We start from the raw sequence: 19,122 nt of genomic DNA, 5'->3' as shown, positions 1-19,122 counted from the left end.
AGACGATGCCTAAGATAACCAATCCCATTTTGCCAGGTTTTCATCCAGATCCAAGTATTTGTCGCGTTGGCTCAGATTATTATTTGGTGACCAGTACCTTTGAATATTTCCCAGGTTTGCCGATTTATCATAGTCAGAATTTAGCGGATTGGACGTTGATTGGACATGGGCTATCGCGACCGGATCAGCTTAAACTGTCTACCCGTAATCCGAATGCTTTCGGACTGTATGCACCCACATTACGCTATATCAACGACCGTTTCTATCTTGTCTGTACCAATGTAGGAGAAAGCGATGGTCCTGAGGGAAATTTCTTATTATGGACGGATGATATCACTGGTGAATGGTCTAACCCGATATGGTTGGATACGCCAGGCATTGATCCAACGATTTTTGCAGATGATGATGGCCAAACCTACTATTTAGGCACACACAAAGACATTTATCTCAGGACCATTGATTTAGAGACGGGTGTATTAGGTCCTCGGAAAAATATTTGGTCGGGTAGTGGAGCGGCAGATCCAGAAGGGCCGCATCTCTACAAAAAAGACGGGTATTATTATTTACTGATTTCTGAAGGCGGTACTTCTTATGGCCATATGTTGACGATGGCACGTAGTCGATCCTTGATCGGACCTTACGAGGAATGTCCTGATAATCCTGTTATGACCAACCGCAGTACCAATCTGCCATTGCAAGCAGCTGGACATGCTGATTTAGTACAAGACACGAAAGGCGACTGGTGGGCAGTTTGCTTGGCTGTGCGCCCGATCAGCTATCCTTTGCGGCATCTGTTGGGGCGAGAGACCTGCTTGCTGCCGGTTGACTGGTCAGGTGATTGGCCGGTATTTGGTGAAGATGGCCACCTGCCAATCACCATTTCAGTGCCAGAGACCAACTCTTTGAAGACAGCAAAGAAGATTGATTATGTGACATTGTTTGCGTGGGATCCTGTGTTGATCGAACAAGTAGAACAAAAATTCATTTTCAAACCTAACTCGGTGGGCCTGTCTGACCAAAAAAATCTAGCCGCTGTTTTTCAACGTCAAACAACGTTTGATCAGCAGTTTGAGGCAACGTTTGATTGTACGGCACTCACCGCTGGTGAAGCAGGAATCACAGTTTTTTTGAATCCAACCCACCATTATGATTTGTTTTTTGAATCAAAACAACAAGGCCAATACCTGGTTTTTCGTAGACAGATTGGTTCGTTATGGAAAGTTGAGCAGGAAGTGCCCTATACAAAATCGACGGTCACTTTAGGCGTTGTTTCTGACAAAACATCTTACCGTTTCTATTTTATCAATGACCAAGGCCAGATACAGTGTCTCGGCAGTGGAGAAACAAAGTATTTGACGACCGAAGTCGGTGGTGTCTTTACGGGGATCATGGTAGGCTGTTATGCGCGTTCTCAGCTGTCTCAACAAACAGTTGTCGTACAAGGATTTTAATAAAAGGATACACAAAAGCACCCATTTCCTCAGATTGAAGAGGGAATGGGTGCTTGATGCTTTGATTATTCTTTGTCATTAATTAAATCATGGATACGTAAGGTCACTTGGGTACCGCTGCCAATGACACTTTCGATCGTCAATCCGTAAGTAGGACCATAAAACATTTTGACCCGATGGTTGACATTGGCTAGGCCAATATTCTGTTTGGCATGCGTAGACGGTATTTCGATTCTTTCCTGTAGTCGGGCCAATCTATCGGCAGGTATGCCACTGCCATTATCTTGAACAGTGATGACCAAATCGTGGTGGTCTTTGGTTATCGTCAAACGGACGAAGCCGGGATAGGTAAGCCCCTCTAACCCATGTGATATGGCATTTTCTACAAGTGGTTGAATCAAAAGCGGCAAAATCTGTACTTCTTTTTGATTGATCTCATTGGAGACGGAATAAGAGAAGTTGACGCGATCACCAAAACGCATGCGCTGTATTTTTACGTACACATGGATAGCATCTAAGGACTCCTCTAAACTAGTCAATTTGGTCCCGTGGGCTTCTAATGTATAACGCATTGATTTTGCTAGTAACTTGATTGCATAGACGACATCGGAATTACCTGAGGTTAATGCCATCATTCTGATTGTTTCTAGTGTGTTGAATAAAAAGTGGGGATTGATCTGGCCTGCCAAAATATTGAATTCCATTTGTTGCTGCTGATTCAGTAATTCTTGTTGGGTCAATCGCCCACGATAAATTTCCTCTTCATTTTTCTTGATACGTTGGATAATCTTATGGAAATCAAGTGAAATTTGCGAAATCTCATCTTCGCCGCTGATATTTTGAAAAAAGTCATAATCTTCGATTGCTGCAAAATAAACGGCCTGTTGCAATTGGGAGATCCGTTTGGTAAAGAAGCGTGCAAAGAGATACACAATGATAAAAGTAGCTATTAATATCACTAAGACGATTGTGCTCCAACGGATAAGGTTGGCCTGAAGGTTACGGTAAGCATTTGTATCAGCAGAATAGATCGTGATTACATCTTCTTTGTTGCTCATAGTCAATGTACGCTTGGTGAGCAGCACTTTATCTTGGTCACTTGTTAAAAATGAAGGTGCAGGCTGTAAATCAGATAGTTGAGTGAACTGGCCTGCTTCACCAACTTGATTGATAGAATCGCTATAAAAAATAACGTCATCATTTAATTGCAACTCTAATTCATAAGATGAATTACGCAGTCGATTACTGAGATAGTTATAATCCAGTTGGAGTTCCAAAATAGCTGTTTCTTTCGATAAAGGCAGCGGCAATGTTTTATAAAGACTCAAACGATTGGCTTTGTTTTCAGCAGGCATGGTCATCAAAAAAGAGTCTGGTTGTGTGATTGCGCGTTGATACCAAACAGTTTCTTGAATAGATGGATCGACTTGTTGAAAATATTTGTAATTGGGAATCGTTGGGTTGGTTGTATAAATCGTTAATTTCGCAATGGATGTTTGCAACCTTTTGATTTCATCCAATTGATCATATCCGTTTATATCTGCAATCGCCTCTAGATCATTGTCATAGGCAGTGGTTAAAAACTGCCGTAAGTGTGTGTCATTTGATAGTGAACTTGCTGTATTCGTCAAAGTATTGGTTGTATCAAAAAGCACTGATTTGACACGTTGTGCATTTAATTCAGATAAATGCTGATAATTACCAGTCAATTGCTTAGTAGAATCATATACCAGCAATAAACCAATTGTGACGGTTGATAAAAAGACAACGGGTAAATAAAGAATGAATAATTGACGTCGAATAGAAAATTGACTCAACCGACGAAAAAGTGAGAGATGCTTGATTCTTTTCATACGTGTTGTTTGCGAAAAACAGAGAGCAATAGAAATGAGCTGCAGTATATAACAAATGAAAAGCCGAAAATCAGCAAGAGAATTTTAAATATTGGAAATAAAACAACCAAGCAGAAGGCTGTGATAGGTATCAGTGCAAGGCCTAATGAACGCACTGGATCTGTCAACGGCAAAAGAAATGCATTTTTTAACGTATTTTTGAAGCTGTTCTCATACCGCCCGATCAATGCAAGGCAATAGACAAGAACGATAAATAGATAAACGGCTACGGCAATTAAAAGAACCGCAAAAATACTGGCAAGAATGGTTTGGGCAGAAAACCAAAATACACTACTATATAACAAAGCAATCATAGGTAGTAGAAGCAAAAGAAAGCTGCCCGTTGCTTTGACAAAGTTTGTACGTAATGCGCGAATGTAACCAGCTATCAATTCGCCTCCTTCATCGTCTGCGTAGCGAATGGTGACTTCATAGAGAGCCGATGTAGCGGCACCGATCGTAAAAATAGGTAGGCAACTGATAAGATAAAGGATGTTCAATAAAGTAAAATGAGAAAATACGGTCGTTACTTTGTATAGTTGACCATCAGGATTGTATTTCATGTTGATTCCTCCCAAGTATGAATATATTCCTATATTACGCGCAAAAGTAAAATATTGAAAGCCTTATCAAAAAAATGTTTGACCAATAAATGCTGTTAAATCAACGTTTACCGCCGATAAGGAAAAAATGAAGTCTAAAATTTACGGATTGACCTCTATTTTTAACGGGTGGCAAATAGGATTTCAGGTGCTAGTATTGAAAATGTAAAAGCGGTTACAAAAAAGGGGGAGGAAAATGGAAATACAGAGAAATATACAACCAAAGAGAAATAAGCGGGTGACGCGTGAAGGGAAAATCATGTTTTTTTGCATCGTACCTTTCTTAGTATTGGTCTTCTTATTCTCATATTTTCCTTTGCATGGGTGGATTTATTCATTATACGATTATAAGCCAGCGCTTGGCTTAGGACGAAGCGAATTTGTTGGGTTTCGCTGGTTTCGCCTATTGGTTTCTAGTCCGACACAAGTCGACCAAATCGTACAAGTAATGAAAAATACCTTTGCGATGAGTTTCTTGGGTATTGCTACATCGGTGTTGCCAGTGGGTTTTGCGATCTTACTCAATGAAATCAAGTGTAAATGGTTCAAAAATTTAGTTCAAACATTGACGACATTACCTAATTTTATTAGTTGGGTTCTTGTTTATACGATTGCTTTTAGCCTTTTTTCATCCACTGGTCTTGTGAATACATTGTTGCAGGAATGGGGATTTGTCACCGATCCAATCAAATTCTTGGATAGTGGCAATCACACGTGGCTCGTCATGTGTTTATGGAATGTTTGGAAAGGATTAGGCTGGGGTGCGATTATGTACTTGGCGGGTATCTCCGGCATCGATCCAGAGTTATATGAATCTGCACGAATCGATGGAGCCAATCGATTCCACTTGATGCGGCATATTACTTTACCAGCACTGATGCCGACTTTCTTGGTGATGTTGATGTTATCCATTGCTAATCTATTGAACAATGGGATGGATCAGTATTTCGTCTTCCAAAATGCCTTTAATAAAAATACGATCCAAGTATTAGATTTATACGTTTATAACCTTGGCATGGGCGGGAATAGTCTTTCTCTTGCAACAGCCATCAGTATGCTTAAAAGTGTGATTTCTGTCGCTTTATTAGCTATTGTCAATGGAGCATCTAAAAAAATCAGAGGAACATCCATTATATAGAAAGGGGAAGATTTCATGGAGCTGTCACTTACAGAAAAGAAAAAAGAAAAAAAAGTTCGGCAAACTGATGATCTCGTGTTCAAGGTCATAAATTATACCTTCTTTGTGGTCATTACATTGATTTGTGCGTATCCATTTTACTATTTGATCATTAACTCCATTAGCAATAACGAACTGAGCGCATTAGGCCAAATTCGGTTTTTTCCTGAAGGAATTCATTTAGAAAATTATAGCCAAGTACTGCAACTAAAAGGGTTGCCCTTAGCTGCGACCGTTTCTGTAGCACGGACGGTCATTGGAACAGCCGCAACTGTTTTGGCTTCGGCGTTTTTAGGGTTTATGTTTACCCAAGAAAAAATGTGGAAACGCAAATTCTGGTATCGTTTCGTGGTGATCACAATGTATTTCAACGCTGGGTTGATTCCATTGTTTATCACTATGAAAACATTGGGGCTGACGAATAGCTTTTGGGTATATATCTTACCCGCCGTTGTACAGCCATTCAACATTATATTGGTCAAAACCTATATTGAATCGATTCCGAAATCGCTCCAAGAAGCTGCGGAGATGGATGGTGCGGGAATAATCCAAGTCTTCTTTCGGGTGATATTACCAAACTGTACACCCATTTTAGCTACAGTGGCAATTTTCTCAGCAGTCGGACAGTGGAATTCATTTCAAGATACCTTGATTTATATTACTGATCAAAGCCTATATTCACTCCAATATTTGCTGTATACCTATATCAACCAAGCCAATTCATTGGCACAAATGGTCAAAAATACGTCAGGATCACTATCTAGTATTGCCTCAGCTGCTACAACACAGACGCCTACGTCGATCCGGATGACCGTTTCAGTTATCGTTGTTTTACCAATTATGTTCATTTATCCGCTTTTCCAAAAATATTTTGTCAAAGGAATCATGTTGGGTGCGGTCAAAGGATAATCAAAAGAAAGAGGGAAGAAAATGAAAAAAATGTCCAAATACATCACTACAGGGTTATTGGGAGTTACATTACTAGGGGGATTGTCAGCTTGTGGCGGGTCGTCAGATGCAGACAAGGACACGGCGAGCAGCGATGGCAATTATGATGAAACGATCACGATCGATGTATATGATGGGCTGGCCAATTATATGGGCATGCAAGAAGGCTGGTTCGCAAAAATAGTCAAAGACAAATTCAATATGGAACTGAATATTATTGCACCGAATGTTGCAGGAAATGGTGATACGTTATATCAAACACGAACAGCTGCAGGTGATTTAGGAGACTTGATCATTGTAGATAATGGCCAACAATACAATGAACTGGTTGAGGCAGGCTTATTGACCGATGCAAGTCAATACTATGAAAATATGGATAATGTGAGTCGTTTTGATGCAGCAGTTCAAAATTTAAATCAAGGATCTGATGGGATCTACGGTTTTCCAACATCGGTATCCACACTTAAATCTACAGATCCTTCAGAAGGATTAGACCCGACTTTCGGCGCTTATGTACGTTGGGATCTGTATGCGGATCAAGGATATCCCGAAATCGATACGTTGGAAGATTTGCTGCCTGTTATTCAAAAAATGCAAGAAGATAATCCCACTACAGATTCTGGAAAGAAAGTCTATGGATTCTCCTTGTTTGGTGATTGGGACGGCAATATGATGAATGCTGGCAAACAGTTGGTCACGTATTATGGATATGATGAGCAAGGATTTGTATTGGCTAAAGCAGATGGGTCTGATTACCAAAGTATTTTGGCAAGCGATTCTGAATACATTCGAGCACTTAAATTTTATTTCGAAGCCAATCAATTAGGGCTGATCGATCCAGAATCGACTACACAAAATTATGATACCTTGTTTGCGAAATTCCAAGATGGACAAGTGCTGTTTTCTTGGTGGCCATGGTTGGGACAAGCAGCATATAATACGACAACGAATTTAGACGCGGGTAAAGGCTTTATGCTGGCACCGATCCAAGATCAAACAATCTTTTCTTATGGTGCTGAAGTCTATGGCGGCAAACAATTTATCGGTATCGGCTCCAATGCGGAAGATCCAGAAAGAATTGCTGCGTTTATTGATTGGCTCTATTCATCTGAAGGTGTGTTAGCAAATTCCTCACAAACGAGTGGCAGTAGTGGTCCAGAAGGCCTGACTTGGGAAATGAAAGATGGCGAACCAGTACTAACGGATTTTGGTAAACAAGCGCTCCTTGATGGAAATGGTGATGTACCAGAAGAATATGGTGGCGGAACCTATAAAGACGGTGTGTCTGCATTGAACGTGAATACTGTCTTGCCAATCGATACAAATCCAGATACTGGGTTTCCTTATGCATACACGATGTGGGAAAGTTATCAGAATGAAAATACCAATCCAGTGAAAGAAGATTGGTCAAAAAATATGGATGGTGCAGAGTCAACGATTGCTTATTTAGAAGATCATGACCAACTTGCTGTTGCACCAGGTGCCAGTTATGTAGCCCCAGAAGATAGTTCTGAAATCTCAACGTTGAGAAATCAAGCCAAATCGACAATCGTTGAATATTCATGGAAAATGGTTTTTGCAAAAGATGCGTCTGAGTTCGACAAGCTTTTGAAAGAAATGCAAGATACTGCGGATGGTTTAGGTTATCAAACTGTTCTAGAATTCGATATGACTAACGCCAAAGATCAAAATACGAAGCGAGAAGAAGTAGCCAAAGAATTTGGTGATGCAGAGTAAGCATAAGAAAGTGATGAAGATCGACGGTTAAGAATAGCAATGTATCAACTGTTGCGAAAGAAGATTGATCCGATAGCTTCAGGATCGATCTTCTTTTTTTAGGAGGGAAAATGAATGTGGATAGATAAAAATGATCGATTGCTGTTTGTGGGAGATTCGATCACAGATAGCAACCGTAATTATGATGCGATTCCCGCAGGCTGGTCCTCGTGGGGCGATGGGTATGTCAATTTGATCAATGCGTATACAACGGCGTTATTGCCGCAAAAAGAATTGATGATCGTCAATCGCGGTGTCAGCGGTGACACAGTAAGCGACTTAAAGAAAAGATGGCAAGCAGATGTGCTTGATTTTCAGGCAGATTGGGTCACGATCATGATTGGCGTCAATGATGTCTGGCGCCATTTTGATGGGACCTTTGCACAAACCAAGTTGGTATCGTTAGAGAGATTCGAAAAGGAACTGCGAGAGTTGATCACACGAACATTACCCAATGTAAAAGGCATCATTTTATTGAGTCCATTTATGGTGGAACACAATCAAAACGATCCGGTGCGAGAGAAGTTGGGGCATTATCAACAGGTGGTAGCGCATCTTGCAGAAGAATTCAGTTTGCCCCATGGCAATGTGCAAGAAAAAATCGATGCCTTTTTATGCTATCAATCGTCATACGTCCTAAGCAGTGATCGGGTACATCCATCTCTGGCAGGTCACCTATTGATTGCGCAGACATGGCTCGAAACTGTCGGTATTTTGGAGGGAAAAGATGAAGACGATCGCTGAAATCACACAAGTGGCAAACCAAGGGCCATTTGCACCAAACTGGGCATCATTAGGGAAATTTTCTTTGCCCGAATGGTTTGCACAAGCCAAATTTGGTATTTTTATCCATTGGGGATTGTATAGTGTCCCGGCATTTAACAATGAATGGTATTCCAGAAATATGTATCTAAAAGGCCATCCAGAATTCGACCATCATATCAAAACCTATGGACCGCAAGCTGAATTTGGCTATAAAGATTTTATCCCCCTGTTTACTGCCGAATCTTTTGACGCACAAGAATGGATGCAGCTATTTAAAGAAGCAGGTGCGCAGTATATATTTCCTGTAGCGGAACATCATGACGGTTTTCAAATGTACCAAAGCAGTTTATCGAAATGGAATGCAGCAGAAATGGGTCCCAAAAAAGATATTCTGGCTGAATTAAAGACAGCAGCAGAAGCACAATCTCTGCATTTTTGTACATCTTCCCATCGTGCAGAGCATTGGTTTTTTATGGGGCATGGGAAAGCGTTTGAAAGTGATATTCATGAACCATTGAAAAAAGGCGATTTTTATTGGCCTGCGATGCCAGAACCAGACAATCAAGACTTATTTAGTCAACCCTATCCGAGTCAAGAATTTCTAGATGATTGGCTGTTTAGGACTTGCGAATTGGTGGATCTTTATCAACCTGAGTTGCTTTATTTTGATTGGTGGATTCAACATGACGCATTTAAACAACATCTTCAATTATTTACTGCGTACTATTACAATCGTGGTGTAGAATGGGGAAAGCAAGTGGCGATTTGCTACAAGCACGATGCAATGATGTTTGGTACGGGCATCGTTGAAATTGAAAGAGGAAAATTTGCTGATCCCCAGCCTTTTTACTGGCAGACAGATACCGCCATTGCCCGCAATTCTTGGTGCTATACACATACATTAGATTATAAAACGAGTGGAGAAATCATTCGCGATTTGATTGAAGCAGTGAGCAAAAATGGCAATATGCTCTTAAATGTTGGACCTGATGGAAAAGGAAAGATTCCCAAAAAAGATCAGGAGATACTGAAAGAAATCGGCCAATGGTTAATGGAGAACGGTGCTGCAATCTATGGCAGTAAACCGTGGCGCAAAGCGGGTGAAGGCCCGACCGTTATATCTGCTGGCCAGTTTCAAGAAAACAGCGTCACACAATATACAAGTCAAGATTTTCGCTTTACGATTCAGGGGGATTCGTTGTATGCTGTGCAAATGAACAGTCCATTAGATGGTCAAGCACATATAAAATCTTTATCCTTGTCTCAAGATCAGAATCTTCCTGAGTTCCATGGCATTATTCAGGAAGTTGCGCTTTTAGGGCATGATCAGCAAGTCATCGATTGGCAAGTGACAACTCAGGGATTACACGTAACCTTTGAGCCAATCGATACAGACAAACCTATCGTATTTAAAATCACAATGAAATGAGGTGTTTTGGTGTTATACAAACAAATTCATGGACTACGACCAAATAGCAATGCAAGTTTAACAACCTATATTATCGAGAGTTCTCCTGAGATGGACACGGCGCGTACGCGACCGGCAGTCATTATCTGTCCTGGCGGCGGGTATGAAATGCTTTCTGATCGGGAGGCTGAACCGATTGCCATCAAAATGATGAGCTTCGGCTTTCAAGCTTTTGTCCTTCGATACAGTATCAAACCAGCGGTCTATCCGTTAGCACTGACAGAATTAGCAGCTGCAGTTCAACTGGTGCGCAAAAACCAAGAAGACTGGCATGTTGATCCTACCAAAATCATCGTAGCAGGTTTCTCAGCTGGGGGACATTTAGCCGCGAATTTGGGTGTTTCATGGCAGGAATCATTTTTAGAAGGATTGCTTGAGGGAACAAAAGAAGAGTGGATGCCCAATGGCCTACTCCTTAGTTATCCAGTTTTATCTAGTGGCAAATTTGCACATGATGGTTCTTTTCAAGCATTATTAGCAGAAGCATACCCTACCAAAAAAGCTGCGCTTTCACTTGAACATTTAGTGACTGAGCAGACACCGCCAACATTTCTATGGCATACACTGGAAGATGGGCTGGTGATGGCTGAAAATAGCTTGCTTTTCGCAGAACAATTGCGGCAGCATAATGTACCCTATGAAATGCATATTTTCCCAAGAGGGGGTCATGGACTGAGTTTAGGTACCAAAGAGACGGCCAATGGCGGAATCCATAATATTGAACCTTCGATTGTACGTTGGCCAGAACTGTTTGCAGATTGGGTGAAGTGGAATATTTGAGTCTTGAACTAAATGTAACGTATAAAAGAGGTGCTTTTCTAGATGAAATCTAAAAAAGCACCTCTTTTATTGTGTATACGGTTATTCTGGCTCATTCCATATCGTCTCTCCCCGATAAAAACTCCGAGTGACCGTTCCTTTTCGTGCGACAAATTCCGCAGAGGATGTGGCAGTTGTGCATATAAAGTTTGCTTCATCACCCACATTCGGCCATTTTTGCAAACCATTCTGATCTAGCGGAACGTGCCCATCGGTCACAAGTCCAAGTGACGCAGTCAAATGCTCTTGTGACTTTACACCAAATATTTCCAAATAACGGACCAGTTTTTCTTGTAATGAACCATCTCCTAAGGAGGACCATGAATCATAGACATTATCACAGCCAATATGGACATTCACACCATAGCTTTGAAGTTCTTTTAATGGGGGGATCGTATTTGGTGACAAGGGGATGCTTGATATGACGTGGATATCTAAGTCAGCCAAATCTTGAAAAACAGATTTTCTTTCGGCACCTTCAAAATCATTCAAACCAAATGCATGACTGATCGATACTTGTCCGAGCATATTATATTTTTTTGTCAGACGAATCATTTCTTTGATCGTCGCTCTGCCGGCTTCCTGGCGATCATGGAGATGGATATCGATACCCAAGTGATTCTCTTTTGCTAAAGTAAAAGTTGTGTTCAAGGCAGTTTTGTAGTCCTTGTCTAAAGTATATGGATCTACACCACCAATCAGTGCTGCTTTTCCAGTAGCTATTGCCGCTTCAATCAATGGGATTGCTTGACTGCGAAGTAAACCATGCTGCGGAAAAAGAACGATTTCAGAACCAAAAGACTGCTGTTTCAATAGGTGAGAAATAGCATCAAAATAACGCAATTCAGTCATAGGCTCAATATCGATATGGGAACGGAAAAAGACTGTTCCATGAGGGCGTTCAGCGTCAATCAATGCTTGCGCGCGTTCTTCAATGGAGACTGGCAAGGCATCTAACTGTGGAATCTCTGATTCAAAACGCTCAACTAAAGATGCAGCTGGGGTCACAGGCCGCCAGTTCGTGCCCAACTTGCTTTTATCTAAATGACAATGTTTTTCGACCAAACCGGGTAGAAGTAGGTGGTGTTTGCCATCTATGATTTGTGCTGTTTGATCTTCTTGCCATTGATCCATGGGTAAAATATCGGTAATGTAACCATTCTTGATTTTGATTGCTACTGCTTCTTTGGCAGTATCGTATGTCCAATCACCCTCTTTTAGGTAACTCGTTTCTATAAGAACATTTATCAACCATCTATCCAAGTAATCGCCTTCTTTCATTTTTATCATCGTAACATATTTGAAGTTTTTCATAGACAATTCAGCTTAAAGCGCACGAGTAGGTGGAGGGATACGGCTTGCAATCATTATTGAGTCGTGTAGGATAGAGAATAAAGAAGCAAGTCGACAGATTAAGCGAACCGCAAGAAGGAGGACTTTATATGATAGATCATCAGTCGTTTCAATTATCCGTTGGAGAACTACCTCATCAAACGCAAGAATACCTAGAAACACTTTTTGCAGTGGGAAATGGTCAAATTGGTGTGCGTGCAGGACACCCGTTGAAGGTGAACCAGCTTTATCCTGGAAATCCGGGCGTTTTCGTCAATGGTTTTTTTGATAGTGAACCAATCCAATATGGAGAATGGGCTTATGGTTACGCCAAAAATCATCAAACAATCTGTAAATTACCAAATATACGAGGCATCATTTTGCGTATTGGTCAAGAGTGCTCCTCAGATAGTGAATGGCAGACGAAACGTATAGAGATGAATCTAGATATGGCTGCGGGAATTTTAACAGAAATATATGACGTGACCACGCCATCAAATAAACAATTTGATCTGCATATGGAGTCTTTTGCCTCCATGACCCGACGAGAATTGTATGCTTGCCGCTATACTATCAAGAATTGTACTTTCTCGGATGCCGTTGAACTCAGTCATACACTGGATCAATCTTTCAGTATCATTGAAACAGATGATCCACGAGTCGCCAATAAAAGTCACCAACTAGAAAAAGAAATAGTCACTGATTATCAGATTTGGACCGCGCCCCATAGTGGCAAACAGATTGCACTAAACATAGATTTAGGTCCACATACACTCGTTGAGGGTGCCTCTGTCGCTTCGATTTTTCAATTGGCACTCGTGGACGCCAATCAACCTCACCCTTTTCAACATCAACTCGTTGATTATTCAATATTATTGGCAGAGCAAAAGGAGAGTTACCAAGAATTCTGGGAGAAAAGTGATATCCAAATCAGCGGCAATGAACAATTGCAAAAGGGCATACGGTTTAATTTATTTCATTTAAACCAAGGCGCTGGCAGAGATGGCAAAACCAACTTTGCTGCGAAAGGGCTGACTGGTGAAGGGTATGAAGGACATTATTTCTGGGATACGGAAATGTATTTGTTGCCGTTTTTCATTTATACCAATCCAGAGGTAGCGAAGCAATTACTAACCTATCGAGGCAATATCTTGCCGCAAGCCAAAGATAGAGCGAGAGAATTGGGGCAATCAGGTGCGTTGTTTGCTTGGCGGACAATTGATGGGCATGAGACGAGTGCCTATTACCCAGCTGGTACAGCACAATTGCATATCAACGCAGATATTGTGTATGGATTCCAATTATATGAACGTGTCACTGGCGACCGAAAACTGATGGATGGAATTGGAAAAGAAGTGGTATTTGAGACCGCAAAGTTTTGGTTGGATTATGGAACATATAGCCATAAACAAGGACAGGATTATTTTGTTATCCACGGGGTGACTGGACCAGATGAATATAGTGCCCTTGTCAACAATAATTTTTATACCAACAAAATGGTCCAAAACAATCTATCCTATGCAGCTGAATTAGCTGAACGCTACGGAATGTATCTTGAAGAGAAAAGCAAGTGGCGAGCTGCTGCAGATGCCATGTATTTCGGATTTGATGATGAACGTCAAATCACCCAACAAGATGACAGCTTCTTAGATCAAGCCGTTTGGCCTTTTGAAGAAACGCCAGCTGAAAATTATCCGCTGCTGCTTCACTATCATCCAATGATCATCTATAAACATCAAGTATGCAAGCAAGCAGATACGGTTTTGGCTGAGATGTTGTTCACGGGTGACTTTAGCGTGTCACAAATGAAACGTGATTATGACTATTATGAAAAAGTTACCACGCATGATTCTTCTTTATCACGCTCGATTTTTAGTGTGATGGCCAGCCGCATTGGTGAAACGGACAAAGCATATCGCTATTTTATGGATACCGCGCTGATGGATCTTACCGATTTGCAAAAAAATGTCGTGGATGGCATCCATGCCGCCAATATGGGGGGAAGTTGGTTAAGTTTGATCTATGGGTTTGCGGGGCTGTATTATGATCAAGGTTTACGTATGACGAATCATTTACCCAAAGAGATCGACCATCTATCCTTTACACTTACTTATTTGGGTGAAGCAGTGAAAGTGACTTTGGATAAGGACAGGATTTCATGTGGATTGGCAAAAGATTCCGCGTTGATCGTGGAAGAGGTGGGAAGAGGCATTAGGGTCAAAAGAGGATAGATTTTGTTGAAGGAAATAGGTTTTGTAGCTGGAAATGATTTGAATAGACGTACCTCTTGCTTTGAGTAGAAATATAAATAAATAAATAAATTCAATTCGGAAACCAGCAAATTTATTGCTGGTTTTTTATACGTTACATGACTAATATATTTCATTATGGTGTATCAAAAAACGAATTTTTAAAGTAGATTTAGGTTGTTCACTTTTTGGGTGCAAAATATGCAACCCAAAATTGAAAGCGTATCCTTTATACTTTGAATATAATCAAACTTGGCCAAGGGAGATTCAAACATGAATACAAACCGTTTAAATTTTGTGTATAAACTAAATCATATTGTAAACGAGAATGAAATAGGAACAATCGAATATGAATTAGCAAAGTTTTTTCTTGAAAATTTCAAAAGTGTTAAGAGTTGGAATATCTACCAAATTGCTGAAAGTCAGCATGTTTCTCGCGCCTCCATTCGCAGGTTCGCTCAACAGCTTGGGTATGACAATTTTTCTGATATGAAGAAAGCTGCAGAAACATTTGATGATGGTGTAAATGAGTTTCAAGAATTTTATGGCTACTCAGATTTTCTGCCAAAGCTTAAAAGTAATATCAGTTCTTTATTAGAAGAATTGAGCATTCGCTTCAATACGCAAGAAGTCGATCGATTGGTCAGATTGATCAACACCAATAAACAAGTGATGATTTTGTGTTCCAGTAATATAGCTGGTAGTGTGAAGACCTTTCAACAACGAATGATTTTATTTGGGAAAAGAGTGTCACTGTTGACATCTAAAGAAGATTTAGAAAATGCAATGGATACCAAAGAACAGCCTTTGATTATCGTTTTTTCAATATCTGGCCTATTTGTTTCCTCGCTATTAGAAGATCTAAAGATGAGTTCAGCTAAAAAAATTTTATTTACGAACAACCGAAATCCAATGTATAACAGAGTATTTGATAAATTGTACCACTTAAGTGCGCAACACCATGAACAAGAGATAACAGAACTTCTCTATTACACGTATGGGATAGATTTTGTATTAGATTTACTATTGAACGGTTATATACTTGAACAAAAGAAAGAAGGAAACTTACATGCATTATAAAAATAAACCAACATTTCCAGAAAACTTTTTATGGGGTGCTTCAAGTGCTGCTTGGCAAGTTGAAGGAGCGGTAGCTGAAGATGGCCGTTCGACGGCGATTATTGATTTAAATAGTAAGAAGAAAAAACCCTATGCAGATAATTCGATTGCAGCTGATCATTATCATAAATATAAAGAAGACGTTCGATTAATGGCTGAAGCAGGCTTTACTTCTTATCGCTTTTCAATTGCTTGGCCACGTATCTATCCAGACAATTCGGGTATCGCTAATCAATTGGGGATTGATTTTTATAACCAATTGATTGATGAATTGATTGCCAATGGAATTACGCCCATCGTTACCTTATATCACTATGATATGCCGGTTTGGGTCGATGAAGAATTCAATGGTTGGTATGATCGTGGCATTATTGATGCTTTTGATCAATATGTTCGAACATGCTTTACAGCTTTTGGGGATCGTGTGAAATATTGGTTAGCAATCAATGAACAAAATATGCAAATTGTGTACGGGGATTGGTTAGGCGTTTGCAAGTATCCTGATACATGGTTTGAAGACAAATGGAAAGTAAATCATATAATGAATCTTTGTCATTCCAAAGCCGTTATTGCTTGTCATGAATTAGTTGAAGGAGGAAAAATTGGACCAGTTCCCGGGATGGTTCCTTTTTATCCGGAATCTGCTAAACCTGAAGATCAAATTGCTGCGATGAATGCTGAAGAACTGACAGAAAAAATTTGGAATGATTTTAATGCGAATAGAGAATACAACGGATTTATTAAACGATATTGGAAAGAACATCAAATCGATCCTGATATTCGACCTGGAGATATGGAATTAGTGGCACAGGCAAAAATTGACTTCTTTGGGATCAATTGTTATCGAAGCAATGTTGCCAAAGCATCACCTGTTGAATCTGAACACCAAGAAATCGGTTTGAACAAATCAGGTAGGAAGGGAGAATTTGTTTATCCAAATTACCCAGGAATATTTGCGCAAACATCTAATCCTTTTGTGGATACAACGGATTGGGATTGGGAAATCGATCCAGTTGCAATGCGCTATTTATTACGATACATGGATGATCATTATCATTTGCCAATGGTCATAACTGAGAATGGTTATGGTGCTCATGAAACACTAGGTGAAGATGGACAAGTGCATGATGAAGAACGGATTAAATTCTTAAATGATCAGATATATCAAGTTGGTTTAGCCATTGAAGACGGTGCAAAAGTATTTGGATACAACCCTTGGTCATTTACTGATTTATTGAGTACAGGTAATGGGATGGCCAAGAGATATGGATTAGTTTATATCAATACAACAGATGATGAGGTATTAGATTTAAGACGAATTCCTAAAGATTCTTTTTATTGGTACAAAGAAGTGATTGGTACAAATGGTCAGAGCTTAGTTGAACATAAATAAGTAAAGACAGAAATATTGGAGATAGAAGACAGCTGTTTTCTATCTCTTCAATGACATGTATGTAAGCGGTTTATAAAAAATAAAGTGAGGATGAATCGTAAATGTCAAAATATGATGAATTGGTTACCTATATTTTTGAAAATATCGGCGGAACGTCAAATGTTAAAACAGCAAATCATTGTGCTACTCGTTTGCGTTTGCAATTAGTTGATGGCTCAAAGTTCAACGATGATGTATTAAAACAAAATAAATTTATTCTTGGTACGGTCAAACGGGATCAAGATGTACAACTTATTATTGGACCTGACGTCCCTAAGGTTTATGCACTTTTTACAGATAAAATGGGTACAACTAGCGAGATAAAAGTTACTGAGGGAAAACAGCGTAAAACACTCAAACAATATGCTTCAATGATCGTTGACTTTATTAGTGGAACGTTTGTACCAGTCTTACCTGTTCTTGTTGCGGCGGGGCTAGTTTCAGCTGTATTAAATATCGGTGTTACTTTTTTCGGCTTAGCGGCTGATAGTGGTACATATAATGTATTAAATGCAATCAACAATGCCGGCTTTTATTTTTTACCCGTCTTTATTGGATTTAGCGCAGCCCGTAAGTTAGGTATTGATGGGATGATGGGGATGTTCCTCGGTGCCATCATGGTTCATTCACTGATAAATGGTGTTGAAGGGTTATCTTTTTTAGGCCTTTCTATACCAACGGTATCTTATAATACCACTACGATTCCAGTAATCTTTGGGGTCTTGTTCATGGCGTTGCTAGATAAAGGGGCGGATAAAGTCATCCCACAATCAATCAAATACTTTGTAAAGCCATTATTAGTGATTTTGATTACAGTTCCAGTAACATTGATTATCTTAGGTCCATTAGGAAATACTGTTGGTGGCTATATAGCTAATGGATTAGGCTTTATGTATGAAAAACTTGGTTGGTTTTCTGTTGGCCTATTGGGCGCATTAACACCATTGTTAGTCATGACAGGAACAAATCAAGCGCTGTTTCCTTTAGTATTTGCGATGCTAGGTGATTATGGTTATGATTCTTTTGTAATGCCGGCGATGTTAGCTGCGAATGTGGCTGTCGGTGCTTCATCTTTAGCGATTTCGATGATTGAGCAAAAGAATGACAAGCGCGCATTGGCGTTTTCTGCTGGATTGACTGGAGTGATGGGAATTACAGAACCGGCAATCTTTGGTGTTTTGATCAACTATCGAAGTGCATTCATCGGTGCGATTTCGGGTGGTGCATTTGGCGGTATATTTGCAGGCTTTGTTCAACTTAAACAATATGCTGTAGTCTCTCCAGGTATTGTTGCTATCCCTACTTTTATACCAACGGATGGTAGTGGTTTGACGAGTAATTTCTGGTTCTCGATTGCTGTAGTGATTGTTTCAATAGGGGTATCCTTTATGGTTACCTATCTGCTAGAAAGAAAAAAAGCAAGTGAAGATAAATTAGAAAAAGCTGAAGAAGCTCTGAAAGTAAGTAGTCCGATCAAAGGAAACGTTATAGCAATTGAAAAGGTAAATGATCCGATGTTTTCTCGGAAAATGATGGGAGATGGAGTGGCAATTGAACCTGAGGAAGGTATTGTAGTGGCGCCGTTTGATGGTTATATCATTATGACAACACCAACAAAGCATGCTATTGGTTTAAGGGGAAACAATGGCGTCGAGCTGTTGATTCATATAGGAATTGATACCGTTCAATTAGAGGGGAAAGGGTATCGATTACTTGTAAAAGAAAATCAATTTGTACATTCTGGTGAAAAACTAATCGAATTTGATTTAAATGAAATCAAAGCTGCTGGTTATGACATAACAACACCAATTATTGTGACTAACTCGGGTGAACATGAAAGCTTTGCAAAGACCATTCAAAATAATGTCAGTCAAACTGATTATTTATTCTCAGTTAACTAAATGAATATGTTTTAAAGAGACTGCAACATGGTCTCTTTTTTTGCAACCGGATAAAAACCGAACGTTATCCGAAAAGTTGCATTTGATTATCACGATTTTTATTGCTCTTTTTTTGGATAGCGTTAAAATAAGAACATCCCGCGTTCAAAAAGGGAACATTGTTCTTGTTTTAATGCGTTTTATGAGAAATG

14 protein-coding genes are annotated in these 19,122 nt (G+C 39.9%); 11 read left to right on the top strand and 3 right to left on the bottom strand.

What is annotated here, in order from left to right:
* The first annotated feature begins 5 nt into the window (after positions 1 to 5).
* Positions 6 to 1,451 (top strand): family 43 glycosylhydrolase, encoded by a 1,446-nt coding sequence (locus IGI41_RS12290; protein WP_430610058.1) that lies wholly within the window; start codon positions 6 to 8, stop codon positions 1,449 to 1,451.
* Positions 1,452 to 1,516: 65 nt separating this feature from the next.
* Here the strand turns inward: IGI41_RS12290 and IGI41_RS12285 are convergent, their stop codons facing one another.
* Both IGI41_RS12285 and IGI41_RS12280 read right to left on the bottom strand, forming a co-directional pair.
* Entirely contained in the window at positions 1,517 to 3,304 is a 1,788-nt protein-coding gene (locus IGI41_RS12285) for a sensor histidine kinase (protein ID WP_430610057.1), read from the bottom strand.
* Positions 3,301 to 3,906 (bottom strand): YesL family protein, encoded by a 606-nt coding sequence (locus IGI41_RS12280; RefSeq protein WP_430610056.1) that lies wholly within the window; start codon positions 3,904 to 3,906, stop codon positions 3,301 to 3,303. Before IGI41_RS12280 ends, IGI41_RS12285 begins: the two co-directional genes overlap by 4 nt.
* A gap of 235 nt (positions 3,907 to 4,141) precedes the next feature.
* On the opposite strand from IGI41_RS12280, the gene IGI41_RS12275 reads away from it, so the two are divergent.
* From IGI41_RS12275 to IGI41_RS12250, 6 genes are all read left to right on the top strand, one after another.
* The gene (locus tag IGI41_RS12275) at positions 4,142 to 5,083 is read left to right on the top strand and encodes an ABC transporter permease (RefSeq protein ID WP_430610055.1); all 942 of its coding nucleotides are present in this window, start codon (positions 4,142 to 4,144) and stop codon (positions 5,081 to 5,083) included.
* Between the two features lie 15 nt (positions 5,084 to 5,098).
* Positions 5,099 to 6,031, top strand: a complete 933-nt coding sequence (locus tag IGI41_RS12270) for a carbohydrate ABC transporter permease (RefSeq protein ID WP_430610054.1) — start codon at positions 5,099 to 5,101, stop codon at positions 6,029 to 6,031.
* 21 nt (positions 6,032 to 6,052) lie between these two features.
* On the top strand, positions 6,053 to 7,807 hold the full coding sequence (locus IGI41_RS12265) for an ABC transporter substrate-binding protein (protein WP_430610052.1): 1,755 nt from the start codon (positions 6,053 to 6,055) through the stop codon (positions 7,805 to 7,807).
* A gap of 114 nt (positions 7,808 to 7,921) precedes the next feature.
* Positions 7,922 to 8,590 carry an SGNH/GDSL hydrolase family protein gene (locus IGI41_RS12260; RefSeq protein ID WP_430610051.1) on the top strand — a complete coding sequence of 223 codons (669 nt, stop codon included), beginning with the start codon at positions 7,922 to 7,924 and terminating at the stop codon, positions 8,588 to 8,590.
* Positions 8,574 to 10,040 carry an alpha-L-fucosidase gene (locus tag IGI41_RS12255; protein WP_430610050.1) on the top strand — a complete coding sequence of 489 codons (1,467 nt, stop codon included), beginning with the start codon at positions 8,574 to 8,576 and terminating at the stop codon, positions 10,038 to 10,040. The genes IGI41_RS12260 and IGI41_RS12255 overlap by 17 nt, the downstream gene beginning before the upstream one ends.
* A 90-nt stretch (positions 10,041 to 10,130) precedes the next feature.
* Positions 10,131 to 10,859: an alpha/beta hydrolase gene (locus tag IGI41_RS12250; protein WP_430612842.1), complete on the top strand. Its 729-nt coding sequence runs from the start codon at positions 10,131 to 10,133 to the stop codon at positions 10,857 to 10,859.
* A gap of 81 nt (positions 10,860 to 10,940) precedes the next feature.
* On the opposite strand, the gene IGI41_RS12245 is transcribed toward IGI41_RS12250, so the two are convergent.
* Entirely contained in the window at positions 10,941 to 12,161 is a 1,221-nt protein-coding gene (locus IGI41_RS12245) for an amidohydrolase family protein (protein WP_430612839.1), read from the bottom strand.
* Between the two features lie 179 nt (positions 12,162 to 12,340).
* Between IGI41_RS12245 and IGI41_RS12240 the strand changes: the two genes are divergently transcribed.
* The 4 genes from IGI41_RS12240 (at position 12,341) to IGI41_RS12225 (ending at position 18,931) form a co-directional block, all read left to right on the top strand.
* Positions 12,341 to 14,461, top strand: a complete 2,121-nt coding sequence (locus IGI41_RS12240) for a glycoside hydrolase family 65 protein (protein ID WP_430610049.1) — start codon at positions 12,341 to 12,343, stop codon at positions 14,459 to 14,461.
* Between the two features lie 291 nt (positions 14,462 to 14,752).
* A complete protein-coding gene (locus tag IGI41_RS12235; RefSeq protein WP_430610048.1) occupies positions 14,753 to 15,559 on the top strand; it encodes a MurR/RpiR family transcriptional regulator in 807 nt (268 codons plus the stop codon).
* Positions 15,549 to 16,991: a glycoside hydrolase family 1 protein gene (locus IGI41_RS12230; RefSeq protein ID WP_430610047.1), complete on the top strand. Its 1,443-nt coding sequence runs from the start codon at positions 15,549 to 15,551 to the stop codon at positions 16,989 to 16,991. The genes IGI41_RS12235 and IGI41_RS12230 overlap by 11 nt, the downstream gene beginning before the upstream one ends.
* 101 nt (positions 16,992 to 17,092) lie before the next feature.
* Positions 17,093 to 18,931, top strand: coding sequence for a glucose PTS transporter subunit IIA (locus tag IGI41_RS12225; protein ID WP_430610046.1), 1,839 nt, complete (start codon positions 17,093 to 17,095; stop codon positions 18,929 to 18,931).
* Positions 18,932 to 19,122: the final 191 nt, after the last annotated feature.

The sequence above is a fragment of the Enterococcus sp. DIV0876 genome, assembly GCF_050529585.1.
In the GTDB taxonomy this organism is placed as follows: Bacteria; Bacillota; Bacilli; order Lactobacillales; family Enterococcaceae; genus Enterococcus_D.
This window is presented reverse-complemented; position numbering and strand designations above follow the sequence as displayed.